Annotated in this window: 22 protein-coding genes; 9 read left to right on the forward strand and 13 right to left on the reverse strand. The window is 39.3% G+C overall.

Going from position 1 to position 23283, the window contains the following annotated elements:
* Positions 1–132 precede the first annotated feature (132 nt).
* Complete coding sequence (locus BDD30_RS00765; RefSeq protein WP_015834271.1) at positions 133–525, forward strand: hypothetical protein; 393 nt, start codon at positions 133–135, stop codon at positions 523–525.
* Positions 526–593: 68 nt separating this feature from the next.
* Here the strand turns inward: BDD30_RS00765 and BDD30_RS00770 are convergent, their stop codons facing one another.
* The 13 genes from BDD30_RS00770 to BDD30_RS00830 form a co-directional block, all read right to left on the reverse strand.
* A complete protein-coding gene (locus tag BDD30_RS00770; protein ID WP_015834270.1) occupies positions 594–881 on the reverse strand; it encodes a colicin Z C-terminal domain-related protein in 288 nt (95 codons plus the stop codon).
* Positions 882–1235: 354 nt separating this feature from the next.
* Complete coding sequence (locus BDD30_RS00775) at positions 1236–2579, reverse strand: MATE family efflux transporter (protein WP_015834269.1); 1344 nt, start codon at positions 2577–2579, stop codon at positions 1236–1238.
* Positions 2576–3439: a glycosyltransferase gene (locus BDD30_RS00780; protein ID WP_015834268.1), complete on the reverse strand. Its 864-nt coding sequence runs from the start codon at positions 3437–3439 to the stop codon at positions 2576–2578. Before BDD30_RS00780 ends, BDD30_RS00775 begins: the two co-directional genes overlap by 4 nt.
* Positions 3440–3450: 11 nt before the next feature.
* A complete protein-coding gene (locus BDD30_RS00785; RefSeq protein ID WP_015834267.1) occupies positions 3451–4236 on the reverse strand; it encodes an inositol monophosphatase family protein in 786 nt (261 codons plus the stop codon).
* A 6-nt stretch (positions 4237–4242) separates the two neighbouring features.
* Positions 4243–5934: a carbamoyltransferase family protein gene (locus tag BDD30_RS00790; RefSeq protein WP_015834266.1), complete on the reverse strand. Its 1692-nt coding sequence runs from the start codon at positions 5932–5934 to the stop codon at positions 4243–4245.
* A gap of 14 nt (positions 5935–5948) precedes the next feature.
* Entirely contained in the window at positions 5949–7034 is a 1086-nt protein-coding gene (locus BDD30_RS00795; RefSeq protein WP_015834265.1) for an inositol-3-phosphate synthase, read from the reverse strand.
* A gap of 1 nt (position 7035) precedes the next feature.
* Positions 7036–7893, reverse strand: coding sequence for a glycosyltransferase family 2 protein (locus BDD30_RS00800; protein ID WP_015834264.1), 858 nt, complete (start codon positions 7891–7893; stop codon positions 7036–7038).
* 11 nt (positions 7894–7904) lie between these two features.
* Positions 7905–8846: a glycosyltransferase family A protein gene (locus BDD30_RS00805; RefSeq protein WP_041381844.1), complete on the reverse strand. Its 942-nt coding sequence runs from the start codon at positions 8844–8846 to the stop codon at positions 7905–7907.
* A complete protein-coding gene (locus BDD30_RS00810) occupies positions 8828–10057 on the reverse strand; it encodes a DegT/DnrJ/EryC1/StrS family aminotransferase (RefSeq protein ID WP_015834262.1) in 1230 nt (409 codons plus the stop codon). The genes BDD30_RS00805 and BDD30_RS00810 overlap by 19 nt, the downstream gene beginning before the upstream one ends.
* An 8-nt stretch (positions 10058–10065) precedes the next feature.
* Entirely contained in the window at positions 10066–12021 is a 1956-nt protein-coding gene (locus BDD30_RS00815) for a carbamoyltransferase family protein (protein WP_015834261.1), read from the reverse strand.
* On the reverse strand, positions 12018–13157 hold the full coding sequence (locus tag BDD30_RS00820; protein ID WP_015834260.1) for a Gfo/Idh/MocA family protein: 1140 nt from the start codon (positions 13155–13157) through the stop codon (positions 12018–12020). The genes BDD30_RS00815 and BDD30_RS00820 overlap by 4 nt, the downstream gene beginning before the upstream one ends.
* Positions 13158–13960: 803 nt before the next feature.
* Positions 13961–14938 carry a bile acid:sodium symporter family protein gene (locus BDD30_RS00825; RefSeq protein WP_041381842.1) on the reverse strand — a complete coding sequence of 326 codons (978 nt, stop codon included), beginning with the start codon at positions 14936–14938 and terminating at the stop codon, positions 13961–13963.
* 63 nt (positions 14939–15001) lie between these two features.
* Complete coding sequence (locus BDD30_RS00830; RefSeq protein WP_015834258.1) at positions 15002–16039, reverse strand: oxidoreductase; 1038 nt, start codon at positions 16037–16039, stop codon at positions 15002–15004.
* Between the two features lie 186 nt (positions 16040–16225).
* Between BDD30_RS00830 and BDD30_RS00835 the strand changes: the two genes are divergently transcribed.
* The 8 genes from BDD30_RS00835 (at position 16226) to nth (ending at position 23153) form a co-directional block, all read left to right on the forward strand.
* Positions 16226–16666, forward strand: a complete 441-nt coding sequence (locus BDD30_RS00835) for a DUF2569 domain-containing protein (protein ID WP_015834257.1) — start codon at positions 16226–16228, stop codon at positions 16664–16666.
* A gap of 108 nt (positions 16667–16774) precedes the next feature.
* Positions 16775–17356 (forward strand): electron transport complex subunit RsxA, encoded by a 582-nt coding sequence (rsxA, locus tag BDD30_RS00840; protein WP_015834256.1) that lies wholly within the window; start codon positions 16775–16777, stop codon positions 17354–17356.
* Positions 17356–17973 (forward strand): electron transport complex subunit RsxB, encoded by a 618-nt coding sequence (gene rsxB, locus BDD30_RS00845; RefSeq protein WP_015834255.1) that lies wholly within the window; start codon positions 17356–17358, stop codon positions 17971–17973. Before rsxA ends, rsxB begins: the two co-directional genes overlap by 1 nt.
* Positions 17966–20086 (forward strand): electron transport complex subunit RsxC, encoded by a 2121-nt coding sequence (gene rsxC, locus BDD30_RS00850; protein WP_015834254.1) that lies wholly within the window; start codon positions 17966–17968, stop codon positions 20084–20086. The genes rsxB and rsxC overlap by 8 nt, the downstream gene beginning before the upstream one ends.
* A gap of 12 nt (positions 20087–20098) precedes the next feature.
* The gene (gene rsxD / locus BDD30_RS00855) at positions 20099–21178 is read left to right on the forward strand and encodes an electron transport complex subunit RsxD (RefSeq protein WP_015834253.1); all 1080 of its coding nucleotides are present in this window, start codon (positions 20099–20101) and stop codon (positions 21176–21178) included.
* A 9-nt stretch (positions 21179–21187) separates the two neighbouring features.
* Entirely contained in the window at positions 21188–21817 is a 630-nt protein-coding gene (gene rsxG / locus BDD30_RS00860) for an electron transport complex subunit RsxG (RefSeq protein ID WP_015834252.1), read from the forward strand.
* Positions 21814–22512, forward strand: a complete 699-nt coding sequence (locus BDD30_RS00865; protein WP_015834251.1) for an electron transport complex subunit E — start codon at positions 21814–21816, stop codon at positions 22510–22512. Before rsxG ends, BDD30_RS00865 begins: the two co-directional genes overlap by 4 nt.
* 2 nt (positions 22513–22514) lie before the next feature.
* Positions 22515–23153, forward strand: a complete 639-nt coding sequence (gene nth, locus BDD30_RS00870; protein WP_015834250.1) for an endonuclease III — start codon at positions 22515–22517, stop codon at positions 23151–23153.
* Positions 23154–23283: the final 130 nt, after the last annotated feature.

The following is a 23283-nucleotide window of genomic DNA, read 5'->3' on the forward strand; positions in this document are numbered from 1 at the left end:
TAGTAGAACACCAGGAGCCCAGTCCAATTTAAAAGATATATCCAATCTAAACATCACAATTGCTTGCGCAAAAGAACTTATTTTGGTAACTATAATTGAGAACACTAATGTCAAAAATGAGGGCAAACCGCTATGACTAAGTTAATTCTTATACTATCTACTATTCTTGGTCTTACAGGGTGTGTTTCACAAAAAAAAACACTTTCCCTTGATTATATAGCAGGTAATGAAACATTCCATTTATCTAAGCCGTGTATAGAACAGGCTCTTTCCGCAAGAGAAACTGGTGATCAGTTATCTGTGAATTCCAATAATGTTTTTATTAAGGTTAAAAAAGGATTGAATTGTAATGATAGGTTCAAGCTTTTTTTAGAAAAAAACTTAGGGAAAGAGATGTTCATTTATTTTGACGGTAAGCCAGTAATAAAAACAAGAATTGTTTCTATGTTTTCTCCAGAAAAGGGGTTTTATCAAGCAGTTGAATCGAAAACATTATCAGATGAAATTCTTAAACATCTGAATTAATAAAAAGCCTATAGTTGTTACCTTTTGGGTTTTATTCATCTTGAAAAAAGGTAAACCATAGGCTCACTTTAACCGTTATAGGTAATCCTAATAACTTGGCCTATAGAATAGCTTTTAAACCTAATGCGATCTGTACCTGCACCATAATTATCTGTAATTTGATGTGAACCAGGTCCTGTTGTATTTACCCGTTTCACTCCAGACTGTATTGGATATTCAATTTCAACGCCAAAAGCTGATGGAGCCATTGATTCAGTATCAAAACTCACAGTATATACTGAACGTCCCGAATGAGGTAGAAGATCGACCCATGGACCCCATGTCAATGGTGGTGCCCAACCTTGTTTCACTGTCATAAAAACCTCCTTCCAAAACCGTTATTAATGGTCTTTATAAGAATAGACTATTACTATATATATGCACGTTTTTTTATGTATTTTGTAGTGATATATATCACTCCTTTGTGTTGTTTACATATTTTACACAGCTGTAAAACTGATGTATTCCTTCGATCTGATATAAAGTGCTTTGCCAACCATTTACATATCTACTCCCGTTTTAACCTCTGCGCATAACGCTGCGCCTATACTTTCCAACCCAAAAACCGAGTCTTAATCATCTAACACCCACTGAGATGAATTGTCTTATACAAATCTGAGGTTAGGTTATGTAAGCGATACCCACTTGGATTAAGATACTCATACTGAATTCTAAGACACATTAATAGTTCTCTGCCATTTTTCTCCAATCACTCGAAAGGTTGAAAGGACCGCTTTTACCATGTCTTCCACCATTGGTGCAGCGAAAGCCAAGAACAAAGGTAAATCTGTATAGAAAAGTACTATGTAACAAACAGGTATACCAAAGAACCATGCTGCTACCATATCTATAATGATAATAAAACGATTGTCTCCCCCACTCCTGAGGGCGCCAACGATATTTATCGTTGAAAGTGACTTGATAACAATAGTAACTAATACAATAATATAAGCATCATGAATAAAGTCGATAGACCTTTGTGATAACTCAGGATAAAAGGATAAAATAAACCCATTTAGCAGATAGAGCAGGACTGCAAGTGGTAAAGCAAATGCCAAACCTAACACCATACACAAACGTGATATAACCGTGGCTCTTTCATACTCCTTTTTGCCTAACGCTTCACTTATTACGATCCCTCCGGCGATTGCAATCCCCCAATAAGAAATATGGGCTAGGTTAGTAATTGAGGAAATCACCGCAGCTGAAGCCACCAAGTCTTTGCCTTGAAAAGCAATTATTAAAGTGTATAGATTCATACTCGCCGCCCAAAGTAAAGCATTTATAGCTTGCGCACCTCCTATATTCAGCAACTCTCTAGAGGATTTGCACCTATAATTAAACTTGTAAAAGTCAAGGTACAATCCATTGTACTTTTTTAATAGAAAGAATATGATTAGCCCTATTTCTACTAACTTTGAAAGAATTGAGCCCAATGCAGCTCCAATAAATCCAAGTCCATCCACATCAGCTATGCCAAAAACCAAAAAATAGCTGAAAAAGATATTGGAAACAACACCACTTGCAGATATCAAAAACGCTAACGATGTGTTACCGAGCGCATTGAGAAGACCTATATAGACTTGAATGATGGCAGACGCCAAAATTGTATATGAAATGACATCAAGGTAGTCTATTGCTTTAGAGGTGTAATCCTCCTCTCCCCAAAAAAACAAAATAACTTCTTCGTTAAACAGCTTAACAATAGAAAAAATGAAAAATGATAAAGTAAGACTAAGTACAAGCCCATTAGTCACAATCAATTTTAGAGTGTTTGGCAAGTGCTTATTTTGAGCAATTATAACTGATACTGAATTTGAGAAAGAGTAGACTACACTCAAAAAAACTAACACAATACTAGTTGCCAGTCCCATTCCAGCTAGCTCTTCTGTGCCTATATACCCAATCATTATTGTGTCGATAATTGACATCGAAGTAAACAATATCGACTGAGCCATAATCGGCAACGCAAGCTTAATTATTCGATAAGTATCAGTGGTTACGCGAGACGTCATTGGTTCCGCCTCAAAACTGATCTTTGACGAAGTACCTCTTCAATCCCCCAATATTCATGCTGTAATAACAGGTATGTTTCATCTAGTAAATGCTTAGAGTGTATATATTCAAAGGCATTAAAGTTAGATTTCTTTTTACTGACAACGTCTTCTGATTGAGGGATATGCATCGAAGCTGATTCAAAAACGAAACTAAATATTGCTCCCTCTTTCATAAGTCTAATACCCAACTCGATATCCTCTCCTCCCCAAGATCTGAACGACTCATCAAATCCAGATATAGAGTTGAAGAGAGACTTGTGTATAGCTATTACCCCACCCCAGCAATACACCCATGGAGCACGTAAGTTCCGCATATCCATATCATGATATGAAAGATGATAGATTCTAGGATCAAGAAAAGTGGAAGTTGAGATATATAGTTTTAATGCACCTTCGACTCCATAATTTTCAATATCGCTAAGAATGATTTTCTTGTTGTCAGGGCAGTTAGTGATTCCGTAAATATTTCCTAGAGACACACAGCATTTATCACACAAAGAAGGTTCGATAATACTCGAAACAGCATTTTTTTCTAGATATATTCCACAATCAACGAACAATAAAACTTCACCACTGGCAATCCTTGCTCCTCGGTTTCTAGCTAATGACACTTGAAATCCTTCATCCCTTTGAGAAACGACAATTATTTCATGCATGCAATTAATATTATTTACATTTATGGGCTCGTCTGAACCGTCATCAACTATCACCACCTCCAATTCAACCTTATTTGATAGTATTTGATTATCTAAAGATGCTATAGTCGATAGTAATTGAATCGTATTATTATAACAAGGAATGATAATACTGATAATCATAATAAGCCAGCCTAAAATATCTCACTTTTAATCATTTTTACAATATCATGCCTACCACATATTAATGCTTGAGCACTGCTTATATCACTAAAAGAATAATGTACCTGAAAGCCTGCCTCCTTTAATATAATATATCCCGCTGCGACATCCCATTGATACAAATTTAGCTCAAAGAACGCAAGCAGACGGTTTGCAGCAACGTATGACATACAGAGAGCTGCGCTACCATTTCTATAGGGCAAGTAGCCAAACTCAAGTAAACTTGTTAATACTTTTGAAATTTTCCTCTTGTCATCACGATAAGACGTACCAAACGCTAAGTAAGGCATAGGACTATGCTCCTGCTCTACAAACGGCTGGGCGCTTGCAGATAATCTTGTGGAATTTAAGAAAGCTCCTTGAGCATGGTAAGCACTAAAACATTCTTTACGAATTGGATCGTAAATTAAACCAAATAATATGCTGCCTTTCCTAAAGGCAGCAATAGATATACACCATCCAAACACACCTGTGGAAAAGCTATGAGTTCCGTCAATTGGATCAATTAGCCAGATATATTCGCTTGTATCTGTAAAGTGATGAAAGGAAGACTCTTCAGAAACAATCGTATCACTAGGAAATATATCTGAAATGGAGCTTTTTATATACTCATCTACAATCAGGTCAGCACTGGTAAGCACATCTCCTTCTTTTTTATGTTCACATATAAAAGCTAGGTTGTTGAACATTTCTAGTGCAATATTTCCTGCATCTGCAATAACTTGCTTGGCATGTACAAACCTTTCATCCTTTAGCATACTTCTCTACTTCCTATGAATGAGATAGTTATCTATAATTAAAAAATCCAGCTTGCTTTCCCTATAGAAATTAATCGCATCTTCGGGAGTTTCTACAATGGGAGTGTCCTTGCCATTAAAGGAGGTATTCAGCAAAATTGGGACATCTGTAAGTTTGTAGAACTCATTAATAAGATTATAGTAGTTTCTGTTTAATTCTCTAGTCACTGTTTGAACGCGAGCAGTTCCATCGACATGTACTACCGCACCAATTTGCTCTGATTTCTCCGGTATTACTTGTGAAACCTTGATCATATAATCGCTATCTTCATTGCCAGGCTTAAAGAAGTCTGAATACCTATCCTTTAAAATTGAAGGCGCGAATGGACGAAATTCTTCACGATTCTTGATTGCAATGTTGATATAATCAAGCATCTCTTTTCTTCTTGGATCAGCTAATATACTCCTGTTCCCCAAAGCCCGAGGTCCAAATTCAGATCCCTTTCTAAAACACCCGACTACCTTTCCCTCACTAATATGCTTTGCGACAACTTCTTCCAAATTACCCGGCTTAGTTATTACATAGTTGTCATCCAAGTATTTGCATAGACTAGACTCAGAGGTATCATACTTTATGCCAAAATATGGGTTTCCATTAAATGGGACTTTTTCTTTATTAAGTACTTTCATCCAACCGTAATAACATGCTCCTATTGCAAGGCCATTATCACCAGCAGCTGGCTGAATATAAACATTCTTGAATGGCGTATTCTGCGTTATTTTACCATTAGCTACCGCGTTTAGTGCTAATCCACCCGCATAACATAAGTTATCTGACGAGTACATTTCGTAGTATTCATTAAGCAGATAAAATAAAGCTTCTTCAGTTTGTTCTTGCACCCATTTAGCTAAATCAGCACAATACTGGAAATTATCCTTGATGTTTGTATCTTTTAGGCCCAAGTTCTCAATTAGATCATAGTTTATCTTGACCCTGGCATCCTTCATCAGAAATAGTTCGCCCGAGAATCTTCCACTTTTACCATATGGTGCCAAGCCCATTAATTTGCCTTCGTTGAAGTCGTTACCGAATACAAACTTACTTGCACCTCCATATAGCCCACCTATGGAATGTTCGATATCATAAGGCGCAATTTTATATCTATTTAGGTCATTAAAATTAAATCTTGAGTAATCTTTAAATACTGGTATTACATTATTATTAAAGAATTTATAGTAGCTCTCCTTTTCAAAATAGTCGATATAGTCCGATTTAGATAATTTTGCTATATCGCTGGGAACTAGTCTTATGTCATGATCTAGGCAACTATCAATACTTCCTCCCATGCCATCGCATACAATCACGGCAGACTCTGAAAATGGAGAAGTGCCAACTGCACTGTATGCGTGCGCAATATGGTGACCAATTCTAACAATGGGGAGGTACTCAGGTATAATTCTACCTCGACGTTTGATTACATCATCAGGCTTGTGTTTTTCATTTACCGTATATTTCTCAACAAATAGATCTACATCCTTAAAAGTGATTCCTGCTGCGTTTAAGCAATACCTTATAGCATCATTATCATTAAATCCATCATGCTTAATCTTCGTGAGCCTTTCTTTTTCAATACCAACGATGATCTTACCATTCTTCATTAAGCATGCTGATCCGTCATGTGATAACCCAGAACCTAAAACATAAATTGGCTTGTTCATAGTTCCCCTCAAACTTAAAGCATATGTTTTGGTACTTCAAAGGCAGCTAGCTTTTGACACTCAGAAATGGCCTCTTCGATTTTCAACTGCACAGGAGGCGTTTTTTGAGTCCATGCTGAAGGACCTTTTAAGGCACCTTTTAGCCCCATGTCTCTAGCAATCTTCAAATAACGTATAGCATCAATCACAACACCAGCTGAATTCTCAGAATCTTGCACCGATAATTTAGTGTCAATTTCGACTTTGCTTCCGCCAAATCCGGTAAGTTCCAAACGTATATGCGCTACCTTGTTATCTTTCAAATAAGGTATATAAGTCGATGGTCCGGCAAAAATAGAATCCTCGTGAACATCCACTCCGGCAATTTCATTTTGACTTCTAATAACGTTCTCTTTCGAGATTTTTTTGGATGTTAATCTCTCTTGAACCATCATATTATTGAAATCAGTGTTTCCTCCAATATTAATTTGCTGGTGATAGTCAACAGTTAGATTTCTTGAGAATGCTAATTCCTGGTATACTTGCGACAAGATTGACGCACCTAAATGACTTTTCATATCATCACCTATGATAGGGATGCCTTTATTGTAGAACTTTTTGTCCCACTCCGGATCAGACGCTATGAAAACTGGAATACAATTAAGCAACGAAACACCAGACTCCAAACAACATTCGGCAAGGTACTCGGTAGCCTTTTGAGAGCCAACAGGCAAATAGTTTATCAATATATCTATTTCGTTTTCTTTAAGGCTAGAAACCAAGTCAATTGGTTTTTGAGTGTTAGAAACGCGAAACCCGCGATCTTCAGGTTGATTACTCATATACAGAGATACACCATCAAAAACTTCAATTTTCTCGACAATCGGACCTTCTGGCAAATCGGTACAGAATACCCTCGCACAATTGGGCTTTGCAAAAATTGCTTTTGATATTGGTAAGCCAACTTTCCTACAATCAACATCATATGCAGCTTTCACATTGATATCTTTGATTGAAACACCTAGATCATTAATTATTGGATCGCTATCTAAATGAAAATAAATCCCTTGATAGAGAGACGAACAGCAATTTCCAACACCTGCAATAGCAACGTTAATCATATTAAAAATCCTTTTCGTTAGTATTTTTTGAAATTATTAAATCATTTAATTTAAATATATTCTCTTCTTTTATAAGCCAATCTGTCATTTCATGACTATACTTCTCAGAAATATACTTTTTATTTTCTAAATTGGTCTTATAGTTTTCATCATCTTCTTCTGGATGAGACAGATGTACACCTTCTATCCCCTCAAACAAATGAAATTGAGAATTAGCTTTGTGAAGCCGGAAACCAAGATCAATATCTTCACCACCCCATGATTTAAAGTGTTCATCAAAACAGCCCACTTTTTCAAAAAGTTCTTTTTCTACACTAAATATTGTTCCCCATAAGAAAACCCAGGGTGCTGGCATGGAACATAATTTATAGTTGAACCTCGCATACGAGCTTTGACGAATATCTTTGCCAACACTCAGTTCTTCCATCCTTTTAATTGTGCTGTCTACATCATCTAGGTCAACTTTTAGATCCCATTTATTCTCAGAGTACAGACCGTACACATTTCCAATCGAAACTGATTGTGGATTAGAACTATGGAACTTGATCACGCTCTTCACAAAATAGCTTGGCAAAAGTACGTCAGCATCAACAAAAGCTAGTAGCTCCCCTTTTGCATTTTTAGCCCCAATATTTCTCGCTCGGGCTACACGGAAACCTTCGTCAGGTACATATATATACTTGAATTTATAGTTGTAAACTCGTTTAGTAACAGCGAGGCAAGTCTCATCGCTAGAACCATCATCTACAACTATTACTTCGAAGTCATTAAAGTCCGCACTTTGCTTGTCCAGTAAAGAAAGCAAAGACATTAAACTTTCTTTTTTGTTATAAGAAGGGATGATTATACTTAGGGTCATAAATACGTTCCTTATTCCTTAATCTTACTTTTTATTTCAAGAAAAGAAGCTTTAAAATTATGCATATCTGATAGAATATAGCTCCCTTGTAGAGATAAACAATTATTTAATCTGTTTAGGAACTCTTCAATAACTTCATTAATATTGAAATAAGCACCAAATTTTTCAGTATATGAATTCATTGAGATTATAAATCCTTCAATATCGTTTTTATACTTTTCTTCCAAAAAGGTATTAGGACGATGCACAGAATTTCCTTTAAATCTATATTTAAATGGAATGTCTTCTAGTACTTTAATAAATGCTCCATCCGCAACCATATTCATCCAAGTGACATGATCTTCCGAAACTGAAAAGTCTGGGAATGGACATCTAAGTGCCAAGTCAACATTGACTGCCGTGCCTGATGTCGGAAATATGTACCCACAGTGCCTTATCATATCGAGGTATTTATTGCTTCCTTCTGGAGTATACCGACTATGCTGGACAGCGACATCGAGCATATCACTCCTAAAGTTTTCGAGAGAAACCGGATTACCATTTCCATCAATTCCAGTAAAGGTTGTACTAATAATTAAATCTGATTGACTAATTTGTTCTGCAATACATAACGTTTTCTCTACACGATATGGATGCGCAATATCATCATCGTCCTGAAAAAAAATGATATTAGCACCGTGTTTGTAAGCATACTTGACGCCAATATTTCTTGCTGACGATACCCCTCCCCTCTTCTCATTAACTATAAAATGAAATCTATTATCAATTATATCGTTCGGAAAATAGTCCTTTATTCTGACATTCAATCGATCATAGAAACTTGAATTATCATCCACTATTACAACACACCAATCTGGGGTTGACTGAGCATGTATTGAAAATAAGGTTTCAATCAGGTAATCATTACCTCGCTTACTCTTTGCATGATGAGGAATTACAAACCAACTTGACATTTATGTGCAACCTTATTTATTTCTTTTGCAAAATCAACTATCCAATCTTCCGATTGAAGTAACACTTGATGAGGGAACGCCATTGTTCGATTGTAAAAATTCTCAGCACCTGGAAGCTTATAACTTATACTATTCAGTCTTTCGAAATGGCTATAATACTTGTTTCTATCAACTCGACTTGGTTGGTAGAGTGGATTGTTATTTAAAGGTTTATCAAGCCTTTCAAAAGGTATTCGATATTTCTCTGAGAAATAGTTCGATATTGCTTGTGCTTGTTCATCTTTAACTTCACAATTGAAGTCAACGACACAACGCCAATATACTCTTTGATCAATATTTTCGTCTGCATCAAGGATATTACATATTTTATTTTTTCTAAGGCAGTCATCAAGAATCATGGCGTTTAAACGTCGCTTTTCGTTCTCGCCATCTAATCTTTTCAGACCGTTTAACAAAATGGCACACTGCATCTCAGTAATGTTGTAGTTCCTTCCTTGCACTTCTCCATTACCGGAAATAACCATAAGATTTCTTGGATTTACGCTATCAGTTTTAGCTCTCCCATCCATCATCAAATTTTGTATTATGGAATAGTAAACATCCGAGCTAGTAGCAATAATCCCACCTTCTCCACTAGTAAGTAGTTTTGATTGCTGGGTAGAAAATACAGATATATCAAAAAAAGAGCCAGCCTTCTTTGATTTCCACGTCGCCCCATGGCTTTGTGAACAATCTTCAATAACTTTTAAACCATATTTATTTGCAATAGCACCAATTTTTTTCACATCTACCATGCCGCAATAAGCATGTACCAAAATAATGGCTTTGGTGTTCTGGGTAATATTCTCTCGTATTGCCTTCTCTGATATTTGTCCGGTTAAAGGATCAATATCAGTCAAAACGGGAATAGCACCTAGATTATATACAACTTGGGCAACTGCAACCCAAGTCATACCTGGTACTATGACTTCATCTCCAGGCAAGATACCTATGGTTTCAAGAGCGATGGATAACGCCGCTGTTCCAGAAGTGCATGGAATAGCGTGTTTAATACCTATGTAGTCTGCCCATCTTCTTGAGAAAAGAGTACTAAAGTATGGCAATGTTTCAGACTGGCCTGACAACGTCCAACGCGTAGATCTAAGTGCTCCTTCTACATCAGTTAATAGGTCAACATCGCACACCGGCCAATTCATCTCAAAAGGTTTCATACATCCTCCTATAACACCAAATTTAATAGCCTTTTGCTTAACAACCGTTTGTAGGCACTTATGATATCGCCTTCTCGAATACGTCCATCAAGTAGAAGTTGACTAATTGTTTTAATGCCATCAGCGACATCAAAACAGGACAACTCTGTCTCTGTAACCCGCTCGCTGTATGTTGCTATATTGATGTAATATGAACAGGATTCACTTGTAGCTTTTTTGATAGTAGTTACAAACTCTTTTTTTATTGGTCGCAATAACTCGTATAGCTTATCACCACGAATTCTTTTCTTAATAATGAAATCGCCGACAACCAAATAGTCCAAGTCTGTAAGTAAAAAGCATTGTATAGCATCATACGCATCACATACAATTGGCTCCGCATTTACATTAAATGAGGTATTCAATAAAACAGGAACCCCTGTAATTTCTTTAAAATTCTTTATTAGCTGGTAGATGTCTTTATTATATTCTCCAACAGCTTGAACTCTCGCTGTATTGTCTATATGTGTTATAGCTGCAAGTTTTTGTTGGTTTTCTTTAACAACCGGGAGATTAAATACCATATACTCCAAGTTCACTTTACAATCTGGAACTAGGAACCAATCTGAAATTTCATCCACCAACACCATGGGTGCAAATGGGCGATAGGACTCTCTCTGCTTAATAATTCGATTAGTTCTATATTTTGATTCAATAGGTCTGGGATCAGCTAGAATACTACGACCACCAAGAGCTCTTGGACCATATTCCATTCTACCTCTAGCCCATCCTATTATCTTGCCATTACTAATTTCATTCGCAAGAAACTGAAACTCATCTTCAGCATTAATAACTTCTATGATATCTTGATTTCTATCTATTATTTCAAGCGCATGTTTACTATTTATATCGGGTCCTAAGTAAACATTGTCGAGTTTATTTCCATTAATCCTAGCGTCAGGATACATTGCGCACATAGCTGCACCGACAGCACTTCCACCATCGTGTGAGGCCGGATGAACAAAAATATTATCAAACAATTCGCTAAAGGCGAGCTTTCCGTTCAATGTACAGTTTAGAGCTACCCCACCACTGAGACATAGATTTCTTTGATTTAGCTTCTTTGACCAGAAAGATATTATATGAAATGCCATCTTTTCCAAGTATTTTTGTATGGAATGCGCAAAATTTTGATGACTTTTTGAAATATATTCATTTTCTCTTCTTGGCAAGATACCTCTATCTAAAAAGTAAGCAAGTATATTTGTATGATTAAATGAAACCTTTCCACCTTTTTCAAAATTTATAAGTTCTTCGAAAAGTTCATCAAATTGATTTTGTTTGCCATAGGAAGCCAACCCCATTACCTTATACTCATCAAATCGTTCATATCCTAGTAAAGATATACAATCGAGATAATATCTTCCCAGTGATGAAGAAACTGGATATCTATATATACTTCTAACAACCCCATCGATATATGAGTAGATTGATGTAGACTCATCTTCTCCATTTCCATCTATTATGACAACTAATGAACTATCGAAGCCAGAGTTTTCAGCCGCCATGATCGCGTGGGTGTCATGATGACGTACATATTCAATTGGGATATCTTTAACTTCTTCACCAAATTTACGCACAAGTATCTTGTTAATTAAACTTCTAGAAGTTTCGACCTCGAGACTTTTTCTTTCAATATATTGTAAGCCAAGTCCAGTATCTGTATTTAACTCTTCAAAATAAAATGCAATTTTGTCAACATCAGTTATTTCAACTTGTGCTATTTTTAAGCACTCAACAATGGCGTCAATAGGAAACTGATTAGAGTGTTTAATCCTATCCAGACGCTCTTGTTCCACAGCCGCAACAACCTTACCATCTTTGATGATTGCAGCTGAGGCATCATGACCAAACCAATTTGGTATATCCCCAATAACAGGTATTTCAAATGTTTCGAAACTACCGCTAATCCCTAGAGTTATCATAAGAAGAATCTCCTTACCCTTGATGAAAATAATTCGATATCTAATAGCGTCTCATTCATTTTAGTAAGCGGCCTAAATTTACTATTCGTCATTATAGTTTCTATGATATTGATGGACTCCAAAGACCGTTTAATATCAAGTAAAGGTTCTAATTTGTAATTTAGTGAAGTGGCTAAGTCTAAGACGCCAGTAGCTTGGTCAATAAAGTGAGTATCATCATATCTTCTGTCTATCTTGTGAGGGTGAAGCATTTTTCTTAGAGAAAAGTGTTCTGGTGGGCGGTCGATTTTATCTTCTTTATTCTTCCTTAAAATTATTGGAGAGTTCGCCATCCATAAATCTTCAACTATTATTTCACCTTCATCTCCAATTATCCGAAAGCTATGATTCTCACTTTCAACAATGCTGAGCTCAACTTTTGCTCTTCTACTATCACCATACTCCAAAGTAAGATCAATCCAATCAGGGGCAGGTGAATCTGTAACCTCTTTATCCGGGTAGATTAAGGCTGAGCTATAGCTCATGCTATCTGGCGTCCCCATTAAAGCCAGAATTAGGTCAATCACATAAGAGCCATGTTCAAAACCACAACCAACTTCAAATTCATTCTTTGCCGGCCAAGGTGCGCCTGAAGGACTAATCCAACTACCAAAATTCATTTTATGAACTGGCCCCTCATGAATAGCACTTTTAATTAAACGTATTTCTCCAATCTCGCCAGAACTCAATATCTCTATTACCTTGATGATTGGAGGATTTAATAATAAGGAAGGTGAGCTTGTTATAATACAGTTATTATTTTTGGCAACTTCTACCAATTTTCTTGATTCTTTAATACTCATAGTAAATGGCTTTTCACTGTATACTGAAACTCCATTAGCTACGGCTTCCAGTGACACATTGTAGTGCTCTTCTGGATTCGTCAAGTTTAGCAATATATCAACATTTGCATTTTCTAACGCATCGCTTACCGAAGAGTAAGCACCGAAACTATGATAGTTTGAGAAATCTTCAAGCCGATTTCTATCTCTATCAACACAGCCAACAATATTTAGGCATTCATAGTCATTAAGATTTGACACATAGAAATCTGCTGCATAACCACAACCAACAATTAGAATATTTGACTTTTTCACCTCACCTCCATTTTCAGACTAATGGGCACTAAATAACAGGTATCAAATTGACTACTGTATCGGCATTACGAAATGCTATTTAATATTTCTCAATATAATTGAGATGGAAAAACGCAAGTGTTTATTAGATCACTTAAAATTACAACGCGCCTTCATTATAGGTATAAAATTCAAAAAAACAATAAAATATTTAAAATAAAAACCAAATTCATATATTAAACTCATTTTTTCTTATAAAGATATCTATCATTTAACATTATATCCTATCAATAATAAAACACCTATAAACATTTATATAAAAGGATTATAAATTTTCTCTAATTAACACATGAAACTTTTCAATAAATATAAGTTCCAAACCGTGATAAAATTTTCATTAAAAACCAATTTCATAATTATATTAATTTACAATCCATATATTAAACTTACTTATTTTATGGTGTAAAATATCAAATATATTATTTTCTACCACAGTTCTCTATTAGGACAAAATTGCGGATATTTAAGTAAAAATCCACCTCTCCAAGAAATGGTTCAAGGATGACAAAAAAATCATAAATGATTTGCCACACGGAAACATATGACCTAACGCTTCCTTTTACAGGAGACCGAATTATACTTACTGATGTATTTGCACATTATTTTAGCTGCATGCAAGATCCGAGACTGTTTGGCAAAGTCACTCATCTCCTCTTTGACGTTTTATTTTTAATTGTCTACACCACCATTACTGGTGTGACTAGGAGGAAACACATGGAGACTGATTTCGGTGGAACCAGTTTGATTTCCTATCATAGATTTATCTACTCCCGTTTTAACCTCTGCGCATAACGCTGCGCTAATACCGCGCACACCATCAATTGAATTTGATGAAAAATCATTAATGGCAATAACATGACACCAACCGTCACAGCCGGAAATAAAACATTCGCCATTGGCACACCATTAGCTAGACTCTTTTTCGAACCACAAAAGACAATGGTAATTTCATCTTCTTTACTAAAACCCAACCGGCGAGCGGTATAAGTGTTAATAACCAACACAATCGCCAGCAAGATACAACAAATAACCCCAATCATCAGCAGTGAATAACCATCAATCTTATGCCAGATACCTTCTACAACCGCCTCACTGAAAGCGACATAAACCACCAAAAGAATTGATGAGCGGTCAGTCATATTAACCAGCTTTTTATGCCGCTCTACCCAACGTGCAATCAATGGCCGTGATAAGTGTCCGATAATAAAGGGAACCATTAATTGAAGAATAATGGATTTTATTGCCTCCAGCGTATCAGCGCTACCTTCCCCCTGTGTATGGATCATTAATCCGACGAGTATTGGCGATAAAAATACCCCCAAAATACTGGATGCCGAAGCGCTACAAATAGCAGCAGCAACATTACCACCAGCAACAGAAGTGAAAGCAATAGCTGATTGAACCGTAGCTGGTAATGCACAAAGATAAAGAAATCCCCAATAAACCGTTGATGTCATTATTTCAGGCACCAACAGATTCAGCCCTAACCCTATAATAGGAAACAAGACAAAAGTACTGAGAAAAACCACCAGATGAAGCCGCCAATGTCCTATACCGGCAATAATGGCTTGACGGGATAATTTGGCACCATGCATAAAGAATAGCAGAGCAATAGCCGCTGTAGTTAACCGCTGAAACCAAACTTTAATCTCACCCTCGCAAGGAAAGAATGTTGCAATAACGACCACCGTCACTAATATCATTAAAAAAGGATCTATTTTTAATCTTTGCCACCAAGTCATTATATTTTCCTTGCTTTGCAAATAATTAGCCCGGCAAACCGGACTAATCGATAAAAGTCATGATTAAACTGCCACTGTACTTTGTTGCTTTGCGGACTGAATACCGGCTTCAATTAATTTCATAATTTGAATAGCTTCACTTGCCGTTACTGGATTAGGTTTGCCTAGCGTAATCGCATCACGGATCGCCGCATAATAAGCGGTATAATTACCGGGCAAAGTCGGCACATGTTCCGTCACTAATTCCTCTCCACATGACAACGTCACAATCCCATCACGAATATCATATCCCCAATCGGCATGCGGTGGCCTTTCCCCTGCTTTCAATCGTTCTTCTTGTGGATCAAGACCGTATTTTACATAACTGCCTGCCATACCATGCAGGGTATAAACAGCAGACTCGGCAGCTGCCACCGTTGTTGCATGAAGAACTACTTTAATATCCGGATAATTCAGCAATACATGGAAATAATCCAACGTTTCAGCTTGTGGACGTATCATGCCCAAATCAGCCGTAATAGATTGCGGTTTACCAAATAGTTGAACCGCCTGATCAAGTAAATGAGGTCCTAAATCATACCAAATGCCACTTCCTTCTCCTGCAGCTTCACGCCATCTTTGACGTATAGCCGGACGATAACGATCAAAATGGGATTCGAAATACTTTAATTTCCCCAGACGATTTTCTTTAATCAAAGATTTTATAGTCAAAAAACCGGAATCCCAACGGCGGTTATGAAATACAGAAAGGAGTAATCCAGCTTCTTCCGCTTGTTTCTTTAAAGATTCGGCTTGTTCAACAGTGATAGTAAAGGGTTTATCCACTACAACATGTTTACCCGCTGCCAGTGCCTTCTGAGCCAATGGGTAATGCGTATCATTAGGTGTCGGAATAACGATTAAATCAATGTCAGGATCATGGAAAAGATCTTCAGGGCGAGATACCACCGGAATATTTGGCCAATCTAATTTCACTTTTTCAGCATCGCTACTGGAAATTGCTGCCAATTTAACACCGGCAGTCCCGGCAATTAATGGTGCATGGAACGTTTTGCTGGCATAACCATAACCTACCAACCCAACCTTTAACAAATCACTCATGACAGCCCCTCAACTTTATCCTTAAATAATAACTGCAATGTTATATCAGTAAAAAATATCACCACCGATAGCTGTTTCACAAATTATCTCTGAATCCAGCCGTGAAGATCTTTCAATCAATCTATTTCCTAACCCAATAGAATCGCCTATTATCCTTCCTTCGCATCGCTTCAAATGGAATGATTTATGTATCAAACCCATGACTACCACAGAATTAATGGCTGGATTCTGGCTCCAGCGGCTTATCTGATCATGACATTTCTCAGCGCCAGTGTCATGTTGGGCTTATACATTATGGCTTTTTTCAGTCAAAACAATATGTTGGGTAGCACAACTAATCACTTTACGCTAATGTGGTTTCTTTCCGTCGCCATTACTGCGGCAATGTGGTGCTTTACCCTATGGGTACTCAAACTGCTTTTTATTCGGTCAAAAAGATTCCCTCAAACTTTTATTATTTGGCTTATTGTTACCGTATTAATTGCATTGAAAACTTTCACCTTTTCCCCTATCCCCGATCAAATGGCTTTACGTGCATTAGCATGGCCATTACTGGCAGCCGCTATTTTTGTCCCCTACATTAAACGTTCTCATCGGGTCAAAATGACTTTCACACAAGATCGATAACCGCAACTTTCTTTGGTTGTTATCATAAATAATAGATTGCCCTTCAGTAAGACGAGGGCATGTTTATAATTTTATAAAAAGTAAACAACTCCATTTTCAGGCACAGCAATGACTGACTATTTTCTTTTATTTGTTGGAACCGTATTGGTTAACAATTTCGTCTTGGTGAAATTTCTCGGCTTATGTCCTTTTATGGGCGTCTCTAAAAAGCTGGAAACTGCCATCGGGATGGGATTTGCAACAACATTCGTTATGACACTAGCCTCAGTGTGTTCATGGCTGGTGAATACGTTTATTTTGTTACCACTGGATTTAATCTATTTGCGTACCCTGAGTTTTATTCTGGTCATTGCGGTTGTCGTGCAATTCACAGAACTTGTTGTACGCAAAACCAGCCCAACGTTATACCGGCTGTTGGGTATTTTCCTGCCGTTGATTACAACTAACTGTGCCGTACTCGGTGTCGCACTGCTGAATATCAACCAATCACACGATTTTCTTCAATCTGCTATTTATGGATTTGGGGCTGCCGCAGGTTTCTCTTTGGTTATGGTACTGTTTGCCGCTATTCGTGAACGTCTGGCCGTTGCCGACGTGCCAGCTCCCTTCCGGGGTTCATCTATCGGTCTTATCACCGCGGGTTTAATGTCCCTGGCTTTTATGGGCTTTAGTGGTTTGGTGAAGTTCTGATGATATCGTTATGGATTGCTATTGGTGCGCTAAGTGCACTAGGGTTAATTTTTGGTTTAATCTTGGGTTTTGCTGCCCGCCGTTTTCAAGTAGAAGAAGACCCTATTGTTGAAAAAGTAGATAATATTCTGCCTCAAAGTCAGTGCGGCCAATGTGGTTATCCTGGCTGCCGACCTTACGCCGAAGCCGTGGCTAACAACGGTGAAATGATTAATAAATGTGCACCCGGCGGGGAACAAGCAATGCTGAAAATCTCAGAATTGCTGGGTGTCGATCCACAGCCACTGGAAGGAGATGAAAGCGTACAAAATCCTGTCCGTAAAGTCGCATTTATTGATGAAGAGAATTGTATTGGTTGTACCAAATGTATTCAGGCATGCCCTGTAGATGCTATCGTCGGCGCGACCCGTGCTATGCATACCGTCGTTGAAGATCTCTGTACCGGTTGTGACCTATGCGTTGCCCCTTGTCCTACAGACTGTATTGCGATGATCCCGGTGGCAACGACCACTTCCAATTGGAAATGGGATTTGAAAACCATTCCAGTAAAAAATATTCCTGTTCAGCCATCTCATGCTGTTTCCGTTAAAAATATTGAGGCTGAACACCATGTTTAATTTGTTCAATTTACTCAACAAAAACAAAATCTGGGATTTCGACGGTGGAATTCATCCCCCAGAAATGAAGCTACAATCCAGTCAAACACCATTGCGCATTGCACCACTGCCAGAAGAGTTAATCATCCCATTGCAACAACATTTGGGAACAGAAGGCGAATTACTGGTTAAAACAGGTGATAAGGTGCTGAAAGGTCAGTCTCTGACATTTGGCTATGGTCGTAGCGTACCAGTCCATGCATCGACTTCCGGCACAATCATTGCTATTGAACCTTGCATTACAGCGCATCCGTCCGGATTGAAAGAATTATGTGTTCGCCTACGCCCTGATGGTGAAGATCAATGGTGTGAGCGCATTCAGACACCTGATTATCAATCCCTTGGCGCGGAGACAATTCTTAATCGAATCCATCAGGCAGGTATCGCTGGTTTAGGGGGCGCTGGTTTTCCGACTGCTTCTAAACTTCAAAGTGGCCGTTCTGGTATTAAAACACTGATCATTAACGCCGCAGAATGCGAACCTTATATTACCGCTGATGACCGTCTAATGCAGGAACACGCAGATGAACTGATTGAAGGAATTCGTATTCTGGAACATCTGCTTAAACCTGAGCAAATACTGATTGGTATCGAAGATAATAAACCCGAAGCAATAGCAGCTCTTAAAACCGCATTAAAGGGCGATAAAACTATCATCGTTCGGGTTATCCCAACCAAATACCCTTCTGGTGGTGCAAAACAACTGACCAAGATCTTAACAGGTAAAGAAGTGCCATCCGGTGGCCGTTCCTCCGCTATCGGTGTTCTGATGCAGAACGTCGGCACAGTAGTTGCGATTAAACGAGCCATTATTGATGGCGAACCCTTGATTCAGCGTGTGGTTACCGTCACTGGTGACAACGTAACTTCTCCCGGTAATTTCTGGGCACGACTCGGTACTCCAGTTCAATTTCTTCTCCAGTTAGCCGGTTTTGAACCCCAATCAGAGCAGATGGTCATTATGGGTGGTCCGCTAATGGGATTCACTCTACCTGACTTGAACGTACCTGTTGTCAAAATCAGTAACTGTATTCTGGTGCCATCTCACCAAGAAATGGATGCAAATACTGCGGAAGAAGCGTGTATCCGTTGTGGATTATGTGTGGAAGCTTGTCCCGCTAGTTTATTACCACAACAACTTTACTGGTTCAGTCGTGGTCAAGAGCATGAAAAAGCTCGCAATCACAACTTATTCGACTGTATCGAATGTGGTGCCTGTGCTTATGTCTGTCCAAGTAACATTCCTCTAGTGCAATACTATCGCCAGGAAAAAGCTGAAATTAAAGCATTGGATCAGGAAAACCGCCGTTCAACAGAAGCCAAAATTCGTTTTGAAGCTAAGCAAGCGCGTATGGAACGGGAAAAACAGGCTCGTGAAGAAAGGCACAAAAAAGCAGCGATTCAAGTCGATAATAAAGATCAAAATACTGTACAAGCTGCGCTCTCCCGTGTGAGGGAAAAACAGGCTGACGCCGGCAAAATTGTTTCCATAGAACCGGGACAAGTGCCAGATAATTCAGCAGTAATCGCTGCCCGACAGGCGAGAAAAGAGCAACTTCGTGCTCGCCAGGCGGAAAAACAAACGGCTGAAAATATTCATACTGCTACATCTGAGCAAACAGGAGCAGAAGATCCACGTAAAGCGGCATTAGCAGCAGCAATTGCCAGAGCTAAGGCTAAGAAAGCGGCTCAGAATCAAGAGGTGACAACGTCACCAGAAATAGCAGAACCTGAATCTACAACCGGTGAAAAACCAGATCCCCGTAAAGATGCGGTGGTAGCGGCAATTGCCCGGGTTAAAGCCAAGAAAGCGGCTCAAACTCAGCAAACAGAGGAAACCCCGACAGAAGTTCCACCCGCCGAGGAAACTGATCCGCGCAAAGCGGCGGTCGCTGCCGCCATTGCCCGGGTTAAAGCCAAGAAAGCGGTTCAAACTCAGCAAACAGTGGAAACCCCGGCAAACGCGCCACCAACCGAGGAAACTGATCCGCGCAAAACGGCGGTTGCTGCCGCAATCGCCAGAGTCAAAGCTAAGAAAGCGGCTCAGGAACAACAAAAAATTTCAACAGAATAGTGATTGTTATAAATGAAATTCAGGCCCGTTCATACTGACAATAAAAAGTTAAAAGTCGCAAGTTCGCCTTTTACACACAACCAGCAAAGCACCAGCCGCATTATGCTGTGGGTCGCGCTGGCAGCTATCCCCGGTATAGCTGTACAAACTTACTTCTTTAGTTATGGGACATTGTTCCAGCTTCTGCTTGCCATGATTACTGCCCTGCTTGCGGAATCACTTGCCCTGTCTCTACGTAAACAGGCAATTATGACGCGTTTGAAAGATAATTCTGCGCTGCTGACAGGCTTACTTTTAGGGATCAGCCTTCCGCCGCTGGCTCCTTGGTGGCTGATTGTATTGGGAACCATTTTTGCGGTAATTATTGCCAAACACCTATATGGCGGTCTTGGACAAAACCCGTTCAACCCAGCAATGGTAGGCTATGTGGTGCTTCTTATATCTTTTCCTGTCCAAATGACCAGTTGGTTGCCGCCCATGGACTTGCTGGCAACTCAAATTACACCACTAGACAGCCTGATGGTGATCTTCACCGGCCATACTCCCGATGGAGCGACATTACAACAGTTGCAGCAGGGTTTCGACGGAATAAGCCAAGCCACCCCCCTCGATAGTTTCAAAACCGGCTTATTGACCCACAATATCGATGATGTTCTTCGCCAACCTATATTACAGGGATCTCTGGCTGGTATTGGCTGGCAATGGGTCAACATTGCTTATCTTGTTGGCGGGCTTATTCTGCTAAACAGAAAGGTTATCAGTTGGCAAATTCCTGTGGCATTTATCCTGACATTAAGTCTCTGCGCACTCGTAAGCTGGCTGATTGATCCAACCCGTTACTCTCCTCCATTACTGCAACTACTTTCAGGCGCAACCATGTTGGGCGCATTCTTTATTGCTACTGATCCAGTGAGTGCAGCCACAACACCTAAAGGCCGTCTCATTTTTGGCGCCATTATTGGCTTGCTAGTTTGGGTCATCCGTGTTTATGGTGGTTATCCTGACGCAATCGCATTTGCCGTCTTGCTGGCGAACATCACCGTGCCACTCATTGACCATTACACTCAACCTCGCGCTTACGGGCATAAATAAGGAGCCGTTATGTTAGAAACAATGCGACGTCACGGCATCACACTAGCTATTTTTGCTGCATTTACCACCGGACTGACCGCGATCGTGAACTCATTAACCCAAAACACTATCGCAGAGCAAGCCGCATTACAGCACAAGTCACTACTTGATCAGGTAATCCCTCCAGAGCTGTATGACAACGATATACAAAACGAATGCTATCTGGTCAGTGCTGATGCTCTGGGAAATAAGTCACCTCATCGTCTCTATCTGGCCCGCAAAAATGGTCAGCCCGTCGCTGCCGCGTTGGAAAGTACAGCACCGGATGGTTATTCAGGCGCTATTCAGTTATTAGTTGGTGCAGATTTCTCAGGAAAAGTGTTAGGTGTACGCGTGACAGAACATCACGAAACCCCAGGCTTAGGTGATAAAATTGAAACCCGGATTTCAGACTGGATCAATGGGTTCTCAGGAAAAACCATAAAATCCGATCATGACCGGGACTGGGCAGTGAAAAAAGATGGTGGTGAATTTGATCAATTTACCGGTGCCACTATTACCCCGCGAGCTGTGGTAAACTCGGTCAAATCGACCGCACTCTATTTACAAACCCTGCCCGAACATCTCTCTTCTTTAGAGTCCTGTGGAGAAAAATCATGAGTGAAACCAAAAACTTATTTATCCAGGGATTATGGAAAAATAACTCTGCTTTAGTGCAGTTACTGGGACTATGTCCACTACTGGCGGTATCTTCCACAGCAACCAATGCGCTTGGCTTAGGGTTAGCCACCACATTAGTCCTGACCTGTACCAACATTGCAGTTTCCTGCTTGCGCCGTTGGGTACCTAATGAAATCCGTATCCCGATCTACGTAATGATCATCGCTTCGGTTGTCAGTACCGTACAAATGCTAATTAATGCCTATGCTTTTGGCTTGTATGAATCATTAGGGATTTTCATTCCACTGATTGTCACTAACTGTATTGTTATTGGCCGCGCTGAAGCCTATGCCGCTAAAAATCCGGTCATACTTTCTGCTATTGATGGCTTAGCAATGGGATTAGGAGCCACTTTTGCTCTATTTGTTCTTGGTGCCATGAGGGAAATTCTCGGCAATGGAACCTTATTTGACGGCGCTGATCTACTGCTGGGCAATTGGGCTAAAGTATTACGGATAGAAATCATTCATATGGATTCCCCTTTCTTGCTAGCAATCCTACCGCCCGGTGCTTTTATTGGCCTTGGGCTCATGCTGGCCGCGAAATACCTTATTGATGAAAAAATGAAGACCAGAGCAATAAAAGAAAAAAGCAATGCAGTGGCTATGTCACAAGGATCGGAGAGCACTTCCTAAATATGAACACCCAAAAACGTATCGAGATTTTAACGCGCTTACGCGATAACAACCCAAAGCCAACAACTGAGTTGGTTTTCACAACACCGTTTGAGCTACTTATTTCAGTATTACTTTCAGCTCAAGCCACCGATGTGAGTGTTAACAAAGCCACAGCGAAACTCTATCCCGTTGCCAATACTCCTCAGGCAATCCTTAATCTGGGAGTGGATGGGCTGAAAGAATATATAAAAACCATCGGTCTGTATAACACGAAAGCAGAAAACACAATTAAAACCTGTCGAATGCTGCTGGAACAACATGCTGGTGAAGTTCCCGAAGATCGCGCTGCGTTAGAGGCATTACCGGGTGTTGGCCGCAAAACGGCCAATGTGGTGTTAAACACCGCTTTTGGCTGGCCGACAATTGCTGTTGATACACATATCTTTCGGGTTTGTAATCGTACCCAATTCGCTCCCGGTAAGAATGTCGATGAAGTCGAAAATAAGTTACTGCGCGTTGTTCCCAGCGAATTTAAAGTTGATTGTCATCACTGGCTTATTTTGCATGGCCGTTATACTTGCATAGCGCGTAAACCTCGCTGTGGTTCTTGCATTATTGAAGATTTATGCGAATTTAAAGAAAAAATTTACCCTGAGTAACTATTGTAATTTTTATTGCAATTTCCATGCTGTTTTATGCTATTTTGCAGATGTTGCTTGCTCGACACCGCCAATTCGCGTAAAACTGTTGTTCCAAAACTATCTGATAATAACTTCCAACTTTCTCCGG

The organism is Photorhabdus asymbiotica, from assembly GCF_003634575.1.
GTDB lineage: Bacteria > Pseudomonadota > Gammaproteobacteria > Enterobacterales > Enterobacteriaceae > Photorhabdus > Photorhabdus asymbiotica.

Excerpts from the sequence above, each read along its gene's own strand:
- BDD30_RS00765 (WP_015834271.1), top strand. The coding sequence starts at position 133 with ATGACTAAGTTAATTCTTATACTATCTACTATTCTTGGTCTTACAGGG.
- BDD30_RS00770 (WP_015834270.1), bottom strand. The coding sequence starts at position 881 with ATGACAGTGAAACAAGGTTGGGCACCACCATTGACATGGGGTCCATGG.
- BDD30_RS00775 (WP_015834269.1), bottom strand. The coding sequence starts at position 2,579 with ATGACGTCTCGCGTAACCACTGATACTTATCGAATAATTAAGCTTGCG.
- BDD30_RS00780 (WP_015834268.1), bottom strand. The coding sequence starts at position 3,439 with ATGATTATCAGTATTATCATTCCTTGTTATAATAATACGATTCAATTA.
- BDD30_RS00785 (WP_015834267.1), bottom strand. The coding sequence starts at position 4,236 with ATGCTAAAGGATGAAAGGTTTGTACATGCCAAGCAAGTTATTGCAGAT.
- BDD30_RS00790 (WP_015834266.1), bottom strand. The coding sequence starts at position 5,934 with ATGAACAAGCCAATTTATGTTTTAGGTTCTGGGTTATCACATGACGGA.
- BDD30_RS00795 (WP_015834265.1), bottom strand. The coding sequence starts at position 7,034 with ATGATTAACGTTGCTATTGCAGGTGTTGGAAATTGCTGTTCGTCTCTC.
- BDD30_RS00800 (WP_015834264.1), bottom strand. The coding sequence starts at position 7,893 with ATGACCCTAAGTATAATCATCCCTTCTTATAACAAAAAAGAAAGTTTA.
- BDD30_RS00805 (WP_041381844.1), bottom strand. The coding sequence starts at position 8,846 with ATGTCAAGTTGGTTTGTAATTCCTCATCATGCAAAGAGTAAGCGAGGT.
- BDD30_RS00810 (WP_015834262.1), bottom strand. The coding sequence starts at position 10,057 with ATGAAACCTTTTGAGATGAATTGGCCGGTGTGCGATGTTGACCTATTA.
- BDD30_RS00815 (WP_015834261.1), bottom strand. The coding sequence starts at position 12,021 with ATGATAACTCTAGGGATTAGCGGTAGTTTCGAAACATTTGAAATACCT.
- BDD30_RS00825 (WP_041381842.1), bottom strand. The coding sequence starts at position 14,938 with ATGACTTGGTGGCAAAGATTAAAAATAGATCCTTTTTTAATGATATTA.
- BDD30_RS00830 (WP_015834258.1), bottom strand. The coding sequence starts at position 16,039 with ATGAGTGATTTGTTAAAGGTTGGGTTGGTAGGTTATGGTTATGCCAGC.
- BDD30_RS00835 (WP_015834257.1), top strand. The coding sequence starts at position 16,226 with ATGTATCAAACCCATGACTACCACAGAATTAATGGCTGGATTCTGGCT.
- rsxA (WP_015834256.1), top strand. The coding sequence starts at position 16,775 with ATGACTGACTATTTTCTTTTATTTGTTGGAACCGTATTGGTTAACAAT.
- rsxB (WP_015834255.1), top strand. The coding sequence starts at position 17,356 with ATGATATCGTTATGGATTGCTATTGGTGCGCTAAGTGCACTAGGGTTA.
- rsxC (WP_015834254.1), top strand. The coding sequence starts at position 17,966 with ATGTTTAATTTGTTCAATTTACTCAACAAAAACAAAATCTGGGATTTC.
- rsxD (WP_015834253.1), top strand. The coding sequence starts at position 20,099 with ATGAAATTCAGGCCCGTTCATACTGACAATAAAAAGTTAAAAGTCGCA.
- rsxG (WP_015834252.1), top strand. The coding sequence starts at position 21,188 with ATGTTAGAAACAATGCGACGTCACGGCATCACACTAGCTATTTTTGCT.
- BDD30_RS00865 (WP_015834251.1), top strand. The coding sequence starts at position 21,814 with ATGAGTGAAACCAAAAACTTATTTATCCAGGGATTATGGAAAAATAAC.
- nth (WP_015834250.1), top strand. The coding sequence starts at position 22,515 with ATGAACACCCAAAAACGTATCGAGATTTTAACGCGCTTACGCGATAAC.